Here is a 17,883-nt window from a genome sequence, read left to right as displayed (position 1 = left end):
CAAATTTTCTATAAAAATGAAATAAAAAAAACATGGTGCTATGGACCATGTTCAAGAATTCTAATGTGCATGTCTGACAAGGGGCTAACCCTTTGTTTTCTTCTTATTTTCCTCCAGCTTGTGTAACCTGTGCTTTAAGGGCACGTCTTAGTATTTTGCCCGTCGTATTTTTTGGAAGTTCTTCAATAAACTCAATTGTGGACGGAATCTTATATTTTGCTAGATGCTCTTTACAATATTCTCGTACTTGCTCTGCTGTTAGCCCTGGATTTTTACTAACTACATAGGCATTAACCGCCTCTCCTTGATTAGGATCTGGTACACCAAGAACAGCCACTTCGATCACATCCGGGTGATTATAAATGACTTCTTCTACTTCACGTGGATAGACATTATAGCCGCCAACAAGGATTAAGTCCTTTTTCCGATCAACAATATAAAAGTAGCCGTCCTCATCCATTCTTGCCATATCACCAGTATGAAGCCAGCCATTACGAATCGCTGCAGTCGTTTCTTCCGGCATTTTATAATAGCCCTTCATTACATTTGGCCCCTTGACAATAAGTTCTCCGATGCCACCGACAGGTACCTCTTCACCAAGCTCATCAACAACCTTATTCTCGACATGAAGAACGGATGTACCAATAGAACCAGGCTTGCGTGGACGGTCGAGCGGGTTAAAACAAGTCACTGGGGATGCCTCTGATAATCCATATCCTTCAGAAATTAATACATTAAATTTCTGTTCAAAGTTCTTAAGTAAGGCAACAGGAAGTGATGCCCCTCCGGAAATGCATAAGCGCAATGATTTCAGGTCTTCAGGATTCCCTTCCGGAAATTGATAGAGAAAATTATACATTGTCGGTACACCGGCAAACACAGTAGCCTTCTGCTCTTTTATTAAGCCAAAAACTTCCTTTGGACTAAACCTTGGTGCAATTAATAAGGTTGCTCCACTTAATAACGGCGCGTTTAACGCTACGGTCAAGCAAAAAATATGGAACATAGGAAGGACTGTTACGATTCGGTCATCTTTGTTCATTTTTAAATAATCACTAACGTCTTGAGCATTGCTGTATAAATTCTTATGGGTCAACATGGCGCCCTTTGGCTTTCCGGTTGTTCCCGATGTATAGAGAATAATTGCGGTGTCATCATCGTGCAGTTCTGGGCCTTGGAAAGATAAATCCCCAGCGTCAATGACTTCTGTAAACGATTTCATTTTAGGATAAACAGTAAGATTTTTAATCGCAGTTCGACTTATGCTCTCAGGCTTCGTTTCACAAAAAATGTAGTGCTCTACCTTTGGTAAAAGTTGATGCATTTTCTCCACTAATGGAAGTGCTAAATCAAGTGCGACAACTACTTTTACATCACCATTATTAAGGATGTAGCCAATTTCATCTGCAGTGTAGATTGGATTAATCGGTATCACGGTTACCCCAAGCCGTAATGCCCCATACATGCTGATTACAAAGTGTGGAGAGTTCCCCAGTAATAAAGCAATATGATCCCCTTGTTTAATTCCTACTTTTTCAAGACCTGATGCAAACTTAGTAATTGCTCCATCCAATTCTCCGTAAGTAATGACTTGGTCGATAAAATGATAAGCTGGTTCTTCCGCGAAATTTTTCGCTGTTTCCTGTAACTTCGTAGATAAATTCATCATATTCCTCCCATCCATGAATGAATACTCATTCATTTATTCATAAAAGTTTTCTAAATATATTATATTGCTTGAATTTTAAGTATTCAACCATAATACAAAATTATTATAATTTAAAAAACGCGATCCCTGAAAACAGGAAATCGCGCACAATGTTAATAAATTAAATTAATAAATTCTTCTTTTGATATATTTCCAAAATAATGAGTGGTATCAACATCTAATAGTGCTTTTTCAATTTCATTCTTTTCATAACGAATGCCATTCAACCTGTTTTCGATATCACTTACATCGCCCACGCCAAAAAAGTCGCCATAAATCTTACAGTTTTCTAGCATTCCTTTATTTACTTCTAAACGGACATCAATGGAACCGGCAGGAAACCGATGGGAGTGCTGTAAATTAAATTTAGGAGATTTTCCATAATTCCATTCCCAGTTTTGATAGCGCTCCTTTGAAAGCTGATGAATCTTATCCCAATCATTTTCCGTTAGCACATATTCCGGTATTTCCCCTTGTTCTTCGAAAATGCTTTTTAATAATAATGATCGGAATTCATCCATTTCAATCTTATTGGTTAAAAACTCCGAAATATTAGCAACCCGGCTGCGGACCGATTTTATTCCCTTTGATTCAATCTTATCTTTTTTTACTTTTAGCGCAGAAACCACATTTTCAATTTCTGATTTAAGCATTAATGTACCGTGGCTAAACATTCTTCCTTTTGTTGAAAATTGTGCATTTCCGGATATTTTCCTGCCTTCAACTTCCAAATCATTTCTGCCACTTAACTCAGCATTAACGCCTAGTTTCTTCAAAGCTGCCACGACAGGCTCTGTGAATTTGCGGAAATTATGAAAACTATTCCCGTCATCCTTCGTAATAAAACTAAAGTTTAAATTTCCAAGATCATGGTAAACCGCTCCCCCGCCGGACAATCTGCGAACAACGTGAATACCATTACTTTCAACATATTCTGTATTAATTTCCTCAATCGTATTTTGGTTTTTCCCAATAATGATAGATGGCTCATTTATGTAAAATAATAAATACGTCTCATTAATATCAAGATTTTTCAAGGCGTACTCTTCAATTGCTAGGTTGATCCGGGGATCATGGATTCCTTTATTATCAATAAATAACATCATATTCTACTCCTTCTTATAGTGAAATAGATTGAAATTCGTCTGCAAGATTTATTATACCAGTAAAATGTTCAGATGCCTCCGTAATTAAATCAGCTACGTTTCCGTAATGCGGAAGATGGGTTAGAATTAATTGTTTAACAGCTGCTTTTTGGGCAAATTGGCCAGCTTCCACACTATTCATATGTCCGGCGGACTTACCATTTTGATATCCGTAAAAATTGCATTCACATAGCAATACATCAGCATTGCGGCTAAACTCAATAAATTCTTCTTTAAAAGAACTGTCAGCCGTATAGACAAGTGCCTTTCCATCAGCCTCTATTCTCATCGCATAGCATGGGACTGGATGGTTTGTTTTCAAAAATGAAACTTGAAATGGACCTACGGCAAGTTGGCTATTGGGATCATATGCAACCCCTTTTGTAATGTTTTTATAGGTTAATTTAGTAAATTCCTGTTCATCAAAGTGATGACCAAAAATAGGAAGGGTAGGAAAATCCTTATCCAAAAACCCCTGTATTAACCGTGCATGCTGCAAAACGCCGATATCTGCAATATGATCAGGATGATAATGAGAAATGATGACAGCATCTAGTTCTTCAGGCTGAATGATATTTTGCAGTTTTGAAAGCACACCACTTCCACAATCAATTAATAATTGAAAACCATCGTGTTCAAGTAAATATCCTGAACTTGCTGCGTTCCGTTTTGGATAACCGCCCCAAGGACCTATAATGGTTAGTTTCATGTTTTATTCCTCCCATTCTCATCTTCCTATCTTTAATATACGCAAAAATAAATTTCTTTTCATGAAATAAGAAACAAAAAAACCAGCCAAAAACGAACGGCTGGTTTGTAACTCTTATTCACCGACTAAATTTGGGTGTTGATGTTTAACTTGATGTCTATGTCTCATCGTAAAATAGGATAGGGTTCCAAGGGCAAACACAAGCATGAACCCTACAAGAACAGCTATATTGTGCCACATGAAACTATAGTCACCACTTGAAATAACAGCTTTAAAGCCCTGCACAGAATAGGTCATTGGCAGGAATGAATTAAAATGCTGTAAAAAGTTTGGAATTAATTCAAGCGGAAATGTTCCGGCACTTGTTGTTAATTGAAAAATAAGAATCACTATCGCAATAAATCGCCCTACATCAGCAAGCACTGAAACAAGAAGCTGAATTAAGGCTAAAAAGGTTAAACTTGTAATAATTGAAAATAAGATAAATTTGGGGATACTTTGAACCTCAAGTCCTAATCCCATAAGAACAATCACGTCTGCGAGTATGGCCTGAATCACACCAACACAAGCCATAATGGCAAACTTGCTGGCAAACCAGTTAAATCCACTGGATGGTGCTGCAGCCGTATCACGCATTGGAAACACAATGGACAAGAGAAGTGCACCGACAAACAATCCTAGTGAAAGAAAGTATGGGGCAAAACCTGTTCCATAGTTTGGTACATGATTAATTTTTTCATTATCAAGTTGGACTGGCTCAGCTATCATATTATAGGTCTTATCATCGGAATGAACCTTAGAAGCTTCATTTGCTCCATCAGCAAGCTTGTCAGCTAATTCTTTAGCACCATCTGATAACTTGGCGGTACCATCCTGTAATTGTTCAGAGCCGTCTGCTAACTGACCTGCACCAGAGGTAATGGCATTAGAACCTGCTGCTAATTGGTTCAGCCCGTCTGTAAGGTCTGAAGCACCATTTGATAACTTTCCAGACCCTGCTGCTAATTGGCCAGTACCAGCGGTTAGTATATCGGCACCATCTGATAACTGACTCATCCCATTTGATAAGTTGACGGTACCTGTAGTTAATTTTGCAGAACCTACAGATAAATCATGAATTCCTTTTTGTAATACCTGCTGACCGCCATTGATTTTTCCAATACCGGCAATCAACTGATCAAAATAAGGGTTTGTTTGTGCTTTAATTTTATCTTCCAATCCATTTGATGATTCGGCTAATTTTCCATTAACTCCGGATTTAAATTGACTAAAACCTGCATCAAGTTTAGGACTTAGCTCAGATGCAATTTGTTGTTGTAATTGTTCTTTGGTTGGTGCATTTTTTTGCTCGTTAACCATGATCGCTTGGACTAGCGCTGGGTCTACTTTATTATTAATTAATGTTTGAGCTAACTCCTGCATTTTTCCAGTTTGCTCCTGAATGGTCTGCTCAGCGATTTGTGCCGCTAGCATCCCGGTTAACTGAGTCTGAAATTGATCAATGCCACTGTTTAGTTCGCCTGCATTTCTCGCTAATTCTTTCTCAACTCCAGCGGCAATTCCAGCAGGAAGGTCACGTTTTAATTGTTCAGCACCAGCATATACCTCATTTGTTCCTGCAATAAGCTGGGGAATACTAGCATCCGCTTTTGCCAATCCGTTTTTCAGTTCAGTTGAACCTGATGCAATCGCTTGTGAACCTGAATTGGCGGCTTCCAATCCTTTATCGAATTCAATTGATTTCTCAGCTAAGGTTTCAAGCCCGTTATAGATCTCCTTTGATCCTGAAGCAAGCTTATTCGAACCGGCATCGGCAGACTTCATCCCATTATTAAATTCAATGGACTTTTCAGCGAGAGTTGCCAGCCCGTTATTTAAATCCTCACTACCTTGTTTTAAATCTACTGTCCCGTTCCTCAATTGGCCAGCACCGTCACTTGCTTTTACAACGCCATCTGCAAGTTCGGTTATTTTTTCAAACATCGTTTCCGCATAAGTCTCAGTTACCTTTTCAGCAACTGCAGTTTTAATTTTTTCCACTGCGGTACCGCCGATTTGTGCTGATAGGAAGTTAAAGCTTTCATTTGGTGTATAAATTAACTCCAATTTTTTGGGGTTTTCATCCAATAAAGTGGTCGCATTTTTGGAAAAATCCTTTGGAATTTCGATTACCATGTAATATTTTTGATCTTTTAACTTTTGATATCCCTCTTTCTTATCCACGAAATCAAAATCAAAATCCTTACTTTTCTTTAGTTTAGAAACCAAATCATCACCAATCTTAAGGTGATTCCCATCAAGTGTCGCGCCTGCATCATTATTCACCACTGCAACCGGCAGCTCGTCAAGCTTGTCATATGGATCCCAGAACGCCCATAAAAACATTCCAGCATACATAACAGGAACAAACATAACAGCAATGATCGGGATTAGGATTTTCTTATTTTTAAAGATTGCCAAGAGTTCTTCCTTTAATAAGATGTTTTTCACCTCTGATGACCTCCTTTTTAGAAATTGACCATTTTATTCATTTGGTCATTTTGTTGCTAAAAATAAAGATTATCCCTTTAGATAATCCTTATCTATATCCAACTATCAAAACATGAACAATTGACTAAATGAACATTTTGGTCATTAATTACTTTAAGAGTATACATCCTAATTTATAAATTGGCAATAAAAAAAGAAGCTGCATCACTCAACAGCTTCTTTTTCAATATTCTTCATTTTTAAGTAATCTAAAACGTCCTGAACAGCGGCTTCTCCTTGATCGATACAATCAGGAACTCCGACACCACCATAGGATGCGCCAGCTAGAAATACGCCTGGCAATTCTGCCTTTACATGATTTAAAATCGTTTCTAATCGCTGCTTATGGCCAACCGTGTATTGGGGCATGGAATTTTTCCAGCGAGATACAATCGCAAAGTCAGGATTCATCGTAATATCCATTGTCTTTTTTAAATCATCGAGAACGATTTTAATAATTTGATCATCTGACAAGTCTACAATTGTTTCATCGCCCGCCCTGCCGACATAACAACGAAGGAGTACTTTCCCTTCCGGCGTAGAATGTTCCCACTTTTTATGAGTCCACGTACAGGCAGTAATCGAGTAATCACCGTTTCTCGAAACTACGAATCCGGTTCCGTCAATATCCCTCTTTATGGCTTCCTTTGGAAAGGCCATTGCTACCGTTGCAACTGACGTGGAGGGTACTGATTTAAATGGATCAAAAAAGCTGTAGTCGGAGAACATGGTTTGGGTTACCTTATGAGGAGTAGCGGCAATAATACTATCAGCCTTGATCGTTTCTCCATTATTGAGATACAGCTCGTAGGAATCACCAGTTTTGGTAACTTTGTCGACACGATGCCCTTTTAAAATAGACTTTGGTTCTATTTTTGCTTCGATGGCTTCTGCAAAAGATTGGAGGCCTGTTTTGAAGGTTAAAAACCCTCCTTTTTTCGAGTCCTTTTTTTCAGACTTCTTGGGTTGAGAAGGGGCTGTTTTTTTCATGCCTATGATCAGGCTTCTGTATTTTTGCTCCACCTCGTAAAATTGCGGAAAAGTAGACATAAGGCTTAATTGATCAATATCACCTGCGTAAATGCCAGATAATAATGGTTCAATTAAATTTTCAACGACCTCGTCGCCTAACCTTCTTCTGAAAAATTCTCCTAATGATTGGTCTTTTCCGCTTTCTGATCTAGGCAGAATGAAATCTGCCGCAGCTCTTAGTTTACCGGGAATAGAAAATAGATTTGTTGTTAAAAATGGACCTATTTCTGTTGGAATTCCCATAATCGAACCACCGGGCATGGAGTGTAGTTTCTCATTTACAAGAACATACGATTTACCTGTAGAATTAGGAACTAGTTTATCATCCATCCCCACTTCTTTCGCCAGTCGTATCATACTTGTTTTTCTAGCTAAAAAGGAATCCGGTCCCCTCTCAATCGTAAATCCATCCCTTATGACGGTTTGTAGCTTACCACCGAGACGGCGTGATGCTTCAATGAGTTGAATTTGGATTGGAAGGTTTTGCTCTTGGACTATTTTTTGAAGATAGAAAGTTGAAGTGAGACCGGCTATTCCTCCCCCAACAATGACAACTTTATGTATATCCTCAGCCACGGATATCACCTACTTCCTATAATTTCCTATCAGTTACTTATTTCGATAAACGCTTAAGGATCACGTCAGACAAACAATCAATAAATTCTTCCTTAGCATTTGGCATTTCAGGGCGGTAATAGCTAACACCCAATTGATTGGTTACAGTTTTGCACTCAACATCATTATCAAATAGTACCTCAAGATGGTCACATACAAACCCTACAGGTGCATACACAAATGCTTTATAATGATCCTTATTAAACAAGTCCCTCGTTAGATCTTGGACGTCAGGACCGATCCAAGGCTCTGGAGTATTACCAGCACTTTGCCAGCCAACTGTATAATTTTTAATACCAGCCTGATCTGCAATTAAATCAGCTGTTTCTTGAAGTTGATTAGGATAGGGATCGCCATATTGGAGGATTTTCTCTGGAAGGCTGTGTGCCGAAACAATCAATATTGCTTGCTCCCTTTCCTCTTCTGGCATTTGATCGAAAATTTGTTTGATTTTGTCCGCCCAATAGTTAATGAATTTTGGTTCCTGATACCAACTCTCGATCGTTCTGATTTTAAGTCCGCCTAATTTTTCAGCTTCTTCCACTGCTCTGCCATTATAAGATTTTACACTAAAGGTTGAGAAATGTGGAGCAAGAACGATACTTACAGCCTCTTCAATGCCATCTTCATACATATTCTTTACCGCATCTTCAATAAACGGTTTTATATGTTTTAAACCTAGATACATTTTAAATTCAATTTCATCTTGAATTTCATTTAAATATTTTTCTAGCTTTTCCGCTTGATCAGATGTGATTTTGGCTAATGGTGATATTCCGCCAATTGCTTCATACCGATTGCGTAGATCCTCTATCATTTCAGGGGTCGGCTTCCTGCCATGGCGGATATGTGTATAATATCCTTCCAAATCATCTAATGAATAGGGTGTACCATATGCCATAACTAATAGACCCATTTTCTTTTTTGTCATATTTTGCACCTCATCTAAGTCTTTTGCATTTGCTAGTCTTTACGAAAGGACAAGGGGCATTAAGTCTCCAGGCAGTAAACTTTGTAAAGATCTTAATTCCCCTGTAAAAATCAGCTCATTCTATTGTGCCAAATAATTTGCCGTCTTTCCAATTTTAAGTTCTTTTAAAAAGAAAAGCGCAAGTGCCCTGGTCAGCGGCGTATGACCTGGAGTGCTGCAACTGAGATAAAGGAAACACGAAGAGCCGGAGGCGATTCGATGTTGACTTATCGTAGGGCGGAGAGCGAAGGACACTAGCCGCTAGGGCACTGGAGCTGGACAATTCTCGAAGCCAATACTTATAAATTCTTCTATAATAAGAAATTAGCGACTTAATTTAGATGCAGAATACTCGTGAATAAAGGATGCTAATCTTTTTAATGTCTCCGGATTAACAGATGGGAATACACCATGACCCAAATTAAAGATATACCCGTCTTGTGCCATTCCTTGATCTAAAATAGCTTTTGCCCTTTCCTCAATAACTTCCCAAGGAGCTAATAATATGGCTGGGTCTAGATTACCTTGTACGGTTTTATGAATCCCCATTTCTCTCGCTTGGCTAATCGGCAGACGCCAGTCCAAGCCCACAACATCAAGTGGAAGATCGTTCCATTCCAAAGCAAGATGACTTGCCCCCACCCCAAACATGATCAACGGAACATTTTCTTCTTTTAATGAAACAAAGATGCGATTCATGACTGGTTTGATAAAGATACGGTAGTCTTCCACATTTAATGCTCCAACCCATGAATCAAAAATCTGGATGGCCTTTGCACCCGCTTTTATTTGCGACTTTACGTATGTAATGATCATATCGCCAAGCTTTTCCATCAGGGCAAACCAGGCCTTTGGCTCAGTATACATGAACGCTTTTGTCTTATTGTAGTTTTTAGATGGGCCGCCTTCAATCATATAGCTGGCTAATGTAAAGGGCGCACCTGAAAATCCAATTAATGGCACAGATAATTGCTCTTGTGTTAATAATTTTATGGTATCCAATACATATGGCACATCGTCTTCTGGATGTATTTCACCAAGTTTTTCAACATCTGCTAAGGAACGGATTGGGTTGTCAATGACAGGACCAATCCCACCCTTGATTTCAACTTGCATGCCAATTGCGGGCAGTGGTGTCATAATATCTTTATATAGAATGGCTGCATCGACGTTATATTGTTCAACTGGGAGCCTTGTAACGTAAGCACATAGCTCAGGTTGATGAGTAATTTCAAATAAGGAATACTTTTCTTTAATCTCTCTGTACTCTGGTTGAGAACGGCCTGCTTGACGCATATACCACACAGGTACATGATCCGTCTTCTCACCTCTTGCTGCTTTTAATAATGTTTCATTAAACTGTTTGGTCATGAATAAAGTCATCCTTTCAAAGACATGTCTGTTTTCCATTTTAATATATAGAACAAAAATATAAAAACTTTTGGGATTCAAAGTATATAAAGACTGTCTTCACTATAACGATTAATCCTATTTGTGTATAGATAACGATAATAACTGTCAAAAAAAAGTCGTTTTTCTAACTATTCCTTTGGTGATATTAACCAAAAGCATACTCTGTTCTTAAAAGGGTAAACCAGTTAGTAATCTAGAAAAAAGGAGACTAAAAAATGAATGTTTATCTCACCACAGGGACGTTCGACTTTTTAAAGCGCATTGAAAGCAAGTATCCTAATGAAGTAATGGTGACAATGGTTAATGAGAATGGAGCAATATTACTCCATGAAACCAGTGGCAGCACCGAATTTAAAGAACCACGTAAGTACGAAGTGTTAGCACCGGTTGGTGAAATTCAAAAAGAGGGTTTTGTTGTTATGGAAAACATCCCTGTGACGGATGAAGGCAGACCATTAATTGAATATCAATTAAAAGATCAAGCACCCCTTATCGAGAACCAACCTGGTTTTATCTCATTTAGACTGCTGCGCCCCCTATCATCCAATACCTATGTCATCCTGACTGTTTGGCAAAATGAAACCTATTATCAAACATGGCAATCATCAGATTCATATTTTGGAACAGCTTTTAACAAAGGGACCGGAGTAAGTGGGCAGCCCCACATTTTGGCAAGTGCACCTTATGTAAGCACATACACGATTACGACATAGAGTCCAAATACCATTTAACAGAGCTTTATTTTCAAGAAAATTTTTCTTTCTTTCCCCTCACCACTTGATGCGATTTTCATATTCTGTATTACATCCATAGGGCAATAGCCTATGGATGTAGAAAGGGGGGAAAATGAATGCTTATTGAGCTTACAGCTCTTCATTGGATATATGTGACCTTTATTGTTTTGATTATCGGATTTATGGTAATGAGAAGGGACACAACCATTGTTTGTATTATTGGAATCTTCTTAATTGCCCTCACCGCGACTGGCAGCTTAAGTCATTCCATCAGTAGTATTTTTACTAGTTTTAGCTATGCCATTACAGAATTATTATCGACTATACTCGTTATTTCCATCATTGTTGCGATGAGTCATACTTTAACCACTACAGGGATTAACGACGTCATGATTTCACCATTTCGGAAACTAATTCGTAATCCTACACTTGCCTATTGGACAATTGGGATCCTGATGATGGTCATTTCTTGGTTCTTTTGGCCATCTCCGGCTGTTGCCCTGCTTGGCGCCGTCCTTCTACCCGTTGCATTACGAGCAGGTTTGCCCGCACTTGGAGTTGCAATGGCGATGAACTTGTTCGGACACGGAATTGCCTTATCAGGAGACTATGTTATTCAAGCTGCACCAAAGCTTACCGCAGATGCGGCTGGACTTCCGATTCAAGATGTTATAAATGCGAGCATCCCGTTAGTTTTTGTGATGGGTTTAGTTACAACGATTACGGCCTTCTACTTTTTAAAAAGAGATATGAAACGAGGCATTTTAAAAACCCCGTCCGATATCCTGACAGATTTACCTGTTGAAGAAAGTGATAAACCTGCCCTATTATCGCTCAAACAAAAACGTTTCTTCGCGATATTGGTTCCACTATTATTTGCCGCTGATGTTGCTGCCATGTCAATCCTCAATTTAGCCGGTGGAGATGCCACTGCTTTAGTCGGCGGAACTTCTATTTTAATTCTTCTATTAATCACCTTAACCAGTCACAAAAACAAAGGTCTTGAAAAAACAACTCAATATTTAATTGAAGGCTTCCAATTTGGTTTTAAAGTATTTGGCCCTGTTATACCGATTGCAGCATTCTTCTATTTGGGTGATAGCGGTTTCACAAAAATCATTGGTGATTTCTTACCGAAAGCCTCACAAGGAATCGTTAATGATTTGGGTATTGCACTTGCCAGTATCGTTCCATTAAGTAAACAGGTGGGAGCCATTACATTGACAACAGTCGGTGCTATAACAGGCTTGGATGGTTCCGGATTCTCTGGAATTTCACTTGCAGGATCTATAGCAAGTTTATTCGCTGTTGCTATCGGGAAAGGTGCCGCTACACTAACGGCACTTGGTCAAATTGCCGCTATCTGGGTTGGCGGTGGAACACTTATCCCTTGGGCCTTAATTCCTGCTGCAGCGATTTGTAATGTCGATCCGTTCGAACTAGCCAGACGAAACCTAGTTCCCGTATTTATCGGCCTAGTTGTAACCACCATCGTTGCGATGTTTTTGATATAAGAAAAGCGCAAGTGCCCTGGTCAGCGGCGTATGGCCTGGAGCGCTCCAACTGAAATAAAGGAAACACGAAGAGCCGGAGGCGATTCGATGTTGACTTATCGTAGGGCGGAGAGCGAAGGACACTAGCCGCTAGGGCACTGGAGCTGGACAATTCTCGAAGCCAAAACTTATAAAAACTAATATACTAAAAAGCGGCCGACTTTGTCGGCCGCCTTCTATTTAAACCTTCGCTTAAAGTACGTGTATAGGAAGATCCAAATCGATACCCATATGAATCCTAATGTATAGCCCCCAACGACATCCGTTGGATAATGGACATGTAGTATAATCCGGCTTGCTCCAATGAGCAGCAGTATAAGGGCTGCAAGACTCCCAATGATGATTTTTACCATTTTGGAATGGTTCTCCTCTATTAATAGATAGGCAATCATAAAATAAACAACCATACCTACCATTGCATGCCCGCTTGGATAACTGTAGCTTTTAACATGGACTAAATACTCAAGATCCGGTCTTGGACGGACAAAAAGATCCTTCAATAGCTTACTAACCTCATTACCAAGAGCAACAGACAGGGCCAATACAGCTGATCCAACATAATTTCGCTTCTTTAACAACAGCCACATAAGCATGAGAAGGGCCACAATTCCAATTCCTTTTTTATCGCCTAACTCTGTTACTTGAATAAAAAATGGTATGATTGAATCAGGGACGTGTGAAAACAAGCCAGCCACCTGATCGTCTATCCAAAAATGACTGTCGACTGCTACTTTAAAAGATGTAATGCATGCAAGTATTACTGCCACCATAAAAAAAATAAAAGAAAACTTTTGTTTGTTTATTACCTTCATTCCCCTAACCCTTTCACACTTTTTCTATTTAAAATCCTTTAAAAGTATAAAGAAATTCACTTTAAAAATCTATATAATAGTATCAAAGTGTTAAAATAGTTTGAAAATGCATTCTTTTCCAATCAGAGTGGAGGAGTTACATATGTTAACTACATTGTTTACTAAGTTAGAGGCTTACTATGAAGAAATGGTTTCAATCAGGCGTTATATGCACCAGCATCCGGAATTATCTTTTCATGAATATAACACAGCTAAGTTAATCCAATCCTATTATGAAAAACTGAATATCGAGGTAAAAGGTAATGTGGGCGGAAATGGTGTGGTTGCAAAAGTTTTTGGGAAAAAGCCGGGTAAGACAGTCGCATTACGAGCAGACTTTGATGCATTACCCATTCAAGACCAAAAAGATGTTCCTTACAAGTCATTGGTTCCCGGAATTATGCATGCCTGTGGACATGACGGGCATACTGCCACGCTGCTCGTTCTTGCAAAATCATTACATGAACTTCGAGAAGAACTTGAAGGGACTTATGTCTTTATTCACCAACACGCAGAAGAGTATGCTCCTGGCGGTGCTGCCCCAATGATTGAGGATGGCTGTTTAGATGGTGTGGATGTCATCTTTGGTACCCATTTGTGGGCAAGTGAACCGACAGGAACCATTCAATACCGAACAGGTCCGATTATGGCGGCAGCTGACCGTTTTGAAATTGAAATCCAAGGTCAAGGCGGGCATGGGGCGCAGCCACATAAAACAAAGGATGCCATCGTTACGGCATCACAGCTCGTTTTAAATCTTCAGCAAATTGTCAGCCGCAAGGTGAATCCTGTTCATTCTGCAGTGGTTACCGTTGCTTCTTTTACAGCGGAAAATGCCTTCAATGTCATCGCCGACAAGGCAAAGCTTATCGGTACTGTTCGTACTTTTAACGAAGACAATCGCCAATTTATTGAAAATGAAATAGAAAGAATCACATATGGTACATGTTATATGTCTGAAAGCAGTTATGAGTATCATTTTTTCAGAGGATACCCAGCAGTGGTTAATCATGAAAAAGAAACCGAATTTCTAATTAAATGTGCACAAGTTGTTCCGGATGTAATCAACATTGAAGAAACCGAACTCCAAATGGGCGGTGAAGATTTTGCCTATTATTTGCAAAAGATTCCTGGAACCTTCTTTTTCACCGGAGCAAAACCTGCTGAAGCCGAAACTGGATATCCCCATCACCATCCAAAATTTGATATAGATGAAAAAGCCATGTTAATTGCTGCCAAAACGCTAGGAACAGCTGCCTTAAAAATCCATAATGAATAACCAACTTAAGCTCCTGACATCTAGATGTCAGGGGCTTTTTGCAATAACCTTAACCGATAGGCATTCATCGCTGTTTCTCCTAAATGTTTGAGGAGATTATTATTAGCATAGGCACCAACAAATGCGCCAATTCCTGGCACAAGCTGAAATAGTTTCGCAAGATCAATATAATCCCGATATTCCTGCTGGAACTTACGCCAATCCATTTCCACGAGAACCTCCCTCCGGCTGTCCCAATTTTCAATTTCATTTAAGGTGTTCTTGCGGATTTCTTCACTTGAAAAAGCTAATTGAAAAACATGAAGGAGAAATAATCTTTCTTCATATTCCTTAGTATCAAATCCATATATAACGGCTGCTTCAAACAGAAATTTCATTTTAATGGTCAGAAGCAATGGGAAATCAGCAAGACCTAATAAAATCCCTCCTGCCCCTGTTCCCGCTCCTTCCACTACAGCAGTCTTCTGATAGGCAGCTATTTTTTTGTGTGCTAATTCATCTCTCTCTGCTAGCGTTAATCCGCGTGCCTGATCCTTATTTGTTGTAACCTGTGAGCCAAATAACGTCGCTTTTACCATCCCTTTGATGCTTTCCGTCATGACCTCATGAACCTTTTCGGGGATCCATTCATTGATTCTCCCTTGAGCTTTTTTTGATATTCGGTTCATCATTCCTGAACGTCTTGTTAACTTTCGCTTCCATTCTTCTACTTCTTCGTACACCTTTATTTCATACTCGTTCAATTTAATCCACCCCTCACCATCATTTTATGCTTAAATACGTTGGAAACCGCCCATTAGTTTCAAAAAAAAAGGATGTCTCAAAACAAGGGTCTGACCCCTGTTTTAAGACATCCTTTTTCAGATTATGCTTTTAATCGATTTTTAGCGTAAAAATAGACGAAAATATAGCTAAACGCCAGCCCAGCGAGTAAAGCAAGCAGGGAAATCATCCATTCACCTTTAATTAAAATCAAAAATGCAAAGATGACGGATTGACTAGATAAGATCACGATTAATAAAAAGTGAAACGAATCAGTCTTATAGCGTTGGGCAACCGGGTATAAGTCCACCCATAGTTTGTTTTGATGGTGATTCCATAATGGCAGCAATTGAAAGCCCGTTAAATATAAAAATAACACACTAAGCAAAATTTGCCCCAGACCAAAGGAAATAAAATAAATGGCAAGTGCGCCGATTACAGTTAAACGAATGAATAAGCCTAGATAATCGGAGGAGCGCAAAAATGTTCGTGCATACAAGTACAGGTAGGTTTTTTCTTGTGAAAATTGGATATTGCGTATAAATAGATCAAGCCACTTTCTTCTTTTCACAGTATCTTTTAATTTTGGAACATCGGTAAACATGTTAGCTAACCGATAAAAGGAAGCCATTCTCTTTTCCTCTTGCTCAATTAATTGGTCCCATTTTAAGCCCATTTTTCCAGTTTTGGCAGAAAAGGTGTAATAATAAAAAATAATGATCACTCCCATGATCAGGAGAATCATAATGTTAGCATGTTTGAACAGTAGAAAGGATAATGCGGCATTCAAAAAATAACGGACAACCAAATCCCATCTATGTACGGATGACTCAACATAATAATTGATATTCCAAGTAACAGCTAAATTCCAAACCTTCACAATGAATAACACGATTAGAAACGGGATAAAAGAGCTAAAACTATTATTATTGACATGTGCATATATTGGCATAAGCACTGCTAGTACCATCAACAGAATATAACCTTGATAGACAAAGCTTGCCGCCCCGGAACGGAAAAAATATCCTTTTAACTTACTCTCAAGTGGCAATAGAAACACCTTGTCTGCTTCTAATAAAAAGTTATACACCGGACTGTACGTGAGAAAAACCCCAATCAAAACAGCCATAATAAGTTCTGCTGGAAAATCTGTTGAAAGTGTCTCAATCCAGTTTTGATAATAAAATGCGGCTGTACCAATTAAAAATAACAAAACAATGACAAGATGCCCATTAAAAATATACCGTAAATATCTTCCTAAATCTTTAAATCGACGACCTGCTCGATCCTTCCAAAGTTTCTTCTCATCAAACATAATTTTCTTCCTTCGTTAGTTGAATATACAAATCGTCTAAAGAGGCTGCTGGCATCGAAAATTGCTCTCTTAACTCTACAAGTGTACCTTTTGCCCGGATTTTCCCTTCATGAAGGATGACAAAGCGATCACAATATTTTTCTGCGGTAGCGAGAATATGAGTCGACATTAAGATACCCGCCCCATTTTCTTTCATTTTTTTCATTAAATCAAGCAGGGACTGAATCCCTAATGGGTCAAGACCAACAAAGGGTTCATCCACGATATATAACGATGGCTGGACAAGAAAGGCACACATGATCATGACCTTCTGCTTCATCCCTTTCGAAAAATGAGCAGGAAACCAGTTTAATCGTTTCTCCATTCGAAATTCAGACAGAAGCGGTGTAATTCGTGTTTTAAAGGTAGACTCATCGAGTCCGTACGCCATCGCAGTTAATTTCAAATGCTCATCAAGGGTTAGCTCCTCATACAAAACAGGGGTTTCGGGAACAAACGTAAATAAGCGGCGATAGGCTTCTTTATTTTCTGTAAAGGACCGTCCATTAATTTGGATCGTACCGCGATGTGGTTCCATTAGTCCGATTATATGTTTAATGGTTGTACTCTTCCCAGCCCCATTCAAACCAATTAGGCCCACAATTTCTTTTTCTTTTACTTCAAAAGAAACATCCTTTAATACAGGGTTTTTTGTATATCCCCCGACAAGCTTATCGATTGTTAATAAAGCCATTTACAACGTCCTTCCTCCATCGAAGTTTATGGTTTTAATTTTATCAAATTACGCTCGATAAAAATAGGAATTCAATTTTTTATAAAATTTTTGGAATAATTCCTTTGCAATCGGACATCATAATATTCGAAGGGGAAATAACTTACTCCGATGAAGTGATTCATCTAAATTTGAGATGAGGTGTCTGTAAAAGACAATTTCCTTTCAAACAAGTGAGCTTCTATTCGATTCAAATAAGGGGATGGTTGTATTGTACAATGTGCATGGTAACCATTTAGAGTTCAAGTAACACCAACACTGTTTATCTTAAAGAAATAAACGGAAAATGAGGTGTTTACCGCAGATCGCTACCTGTTTTTATAAGTTGGGAAAACATATAAAAACAAATAGGGGATGGTCAGCTTGAACAAAGATGTCTCTTTATAAAAAAACACTCTACGAAAAATGAGGTGTTTATCAAAGAACACTCCTAAAATGATCGCAGATTTGAAGCAGTTCCCCTTCGAGAGGGCAGGATTCCACGCGGATCCTGCCT

The 17,883-nt window shown here is 38.8% G+C and carries 14 protein-coding genes; 3 read left to right on the top strand and 11 right to left on the bottom strand.

From position 1 onward, the window contains the following. Positions 1 to 103 precede the first annotated feature (103 nt). The 7 genes from AC3ANL_RS06855 to hemE all read right to left on the bottom strand — a co-directional run bounded on the left by AC3ANL_RS06855 (position 104) and on the right by hemE (position 10,079). On the bottom strand, positions 104 to 1,666 hold the full coding sequence (locus AC3ANL_RS06855) for a fatty acid--CoA ligase family protein (RefSeq protein WP_488328486.1): 1,563 nt from the start codon (positions 1,664 to 1,666) through the stop codon (positions 104 to 106). A gap of 155 nt (positions 1,667 to 1,821) precedes the next feature. Then, positions 1,822 to 2,811 carry a lipoate--protein ligase gene (gene lplA, locus AC3ANL_RS06850; protein ID WP_488329676.1) on the bottom strand — a complete coding sequence of 330 codons (990 nt, stop codon included), beginning with the start codon at positions 2,809 to 2,811 and terminating at the stop codon, positions 1,822 to 1,824. Positions 2,812 to 2,827: 16 nt separating this feature from the next. Next, positions 2,828 to 3,562 (bottom strand): MBL fold metallo-hydrolase, encoded by a 735-nt coding sequence (locus AC3ANL_RS06845; protein WP_488328485.1) that lies wholly within the window; start codon positions 3,560 to 3,562, stop codon positions 2,828 to 2,830. Positions 3,563 to 3,676: 114 nt separating this feature from the next. Beyond that, entirely contained in the window at positions 3,677 to 6,052 is a 2,376-nt protein-coding gene (locus AC3ANL_RS06840; protein WP_488328484.1) for a YhgE/Pip family protein, read from the bottom strand. A 204-nt stretch (positions 6,053 to 6,256) separates the two neighbouring features. Further along, a complete protein-coding gene (gene hemY, locus AC3ANL_RS06835; RefSeq protein WP_488328483.1) occupies positions 6,257 to 7,699 on the bottom strand; it encodes a protoporphyrinogen oxidase in 1,443 nt (480 codons plus the stop codon). A 37-nt stretch (positions 7,700 to 7,736) separates the two neighbouring features. Next, positions 7,737 to 8,669, bottom strand: a complete 933-nt coding sequence (gene hemH, locus AC3ANL_RS06830) for a ferrochelatase (protein WP_488328482.1) — start codon at positions 8,667 to 8,669, stop codon at positions 7,737 to 7,739. Positions 8,670 to 9,032: 363 nt separating this feature from the next. Further along, positions 9,033 to 10,079, bottom strand: a complete 1,047-nt coding sequence (hemE, locus tag AC3ANL_RS06825; RefSeq protein ID WP_488328481.1) for a uroporphyrinogen decarboxylase — start codon at positions 10,077 to 10,079, stop codon at positions 9,033 to 9,035. Between the two features lie 257 nt (positions 10,080 to 10,336). On the opposite strand from hemE, the gene AC3ANL_RS06820 reads away from it, so the two are divergent. Further along, positions 10,337 to 10,834, top strand: coding sequence for an antibiotic biosynthesis monooxygenase family protein (locus tag AC3ANL_RS06820; protein ID WP_488328480.1), 498 nt, complete (start codon positions 10,337 to 10,339; stop codon positions 10,832 to 10,834). A 137-nt stretch (positions 10,835 to 10,971) separates the two neighbouring features. Beyond that, on the top strand, positions 10,972 to 12,369 hold the full coding sequence (locus tag AC3ANL_RS06815) for a hypothetical protein (protein ID WP_488328479.1): 1,398 nt from the start codon (positions 10,972 to 10,974) through the stop codon (positions 12,367 to 12,369). A 215-nt stretch (positions 12,370 to 12,584) separates the two neighbouring features. Here the strand turns inward: AC3ANL_RS06815 and AC3ANL_RS06810 are convergent, their stop codons facing one another. Then, positions 12,585 to 13,220, bottom strand: a complete 636-nt coding sequence (locus AC3ANL_RS06810; RefSeq protein ID WP_488328478.1) for a phosphatase PAP2 family protein — start codon at positions 13,218 to 13,220, stop codon at positions 12,585 to 12,587. Between the two features lie 142 nt (positions 13,221 to 13,362). On the opposite strand from AC3ANL_RS06810, the gene AC3ANL_RS06805 reads away from it, so the two are divergent. Next, on the top strand, positions 13,363 to 14,538 hold the full coding sequence (locus AC3ANL_RS06805; RefSeq protein WP_488328477.1) for a M20 family metallopeptidase: 1,176 nt from the start codon (positions 13,363 to 13,365) through the stop codon (positions 14,536 to 14,538). A gap of 20 nt (positions 14,539 to 14,558) precedes the next feature. Here the strand turns inward: AC3ANL_RS06805 and AC3ANL_RS06800 are convergent, their stop codons facing one another. The 3 genes from AC3ANL_RS06800 to AC3ANL_RS06790 all read right to left on the bottom strand — a co-directional run bounded on the left by AC3ANL_RS06800 (position 14,559) and on the right by AC3ANL_RS06790 (position 17,348). Next, positions 14,559 to 15,281: an EcsC family protein gene (locus AC3ANL_RS06800; RefSeq protein ID WP_488328476.1), complete on the bottom strand. Its 723-nt coding sequence runs from the start codon at positions 15,279 to 15,281 to the stop codon at positions 14,559 to 14,561. 122 nt (positions 15,282 to 15,403) lie between these two features. Continuing rightward, the gene (locus AC3ANL_RS06795; RefSeq protein ID WP_488328475.1) at positions 15,404 to 16,615 is read right to left on the bottom strand and encodes an ABC transporter permease; all 1,212 of its coding nucleotides are present in this window, start codon (positions 16,613 to 16,615) and stop codon (positions 15,404 to 15,406) included. After that, positions 16,608 to 17,348 carry an ABC transporter ATP-binding protein gene (locus AC3ANL_RS06790; protein WP_488328474.1) on the bottom strand — a complete coding sequence of 247 codons (741 nt, stop codon included), beginning with the start codon at positions 17,346 to 17,348 and terminating at the stop codon, positions 16,608 to 16,610. The genes AC3ANL_RS06795 and AC3ANL_RS06790 overlap by 8 nt, the downstream gene beginning before the upstream one ends. Positions 17,349 to 17,883: the final 535 nt, after the last annotated feature.

Source organism: Neobacillus sp. DHD-1R, assembly GCF_057747995.1.
This window is presented reverse-complemented; position numbering and strand designations above follow the sequence as displayed.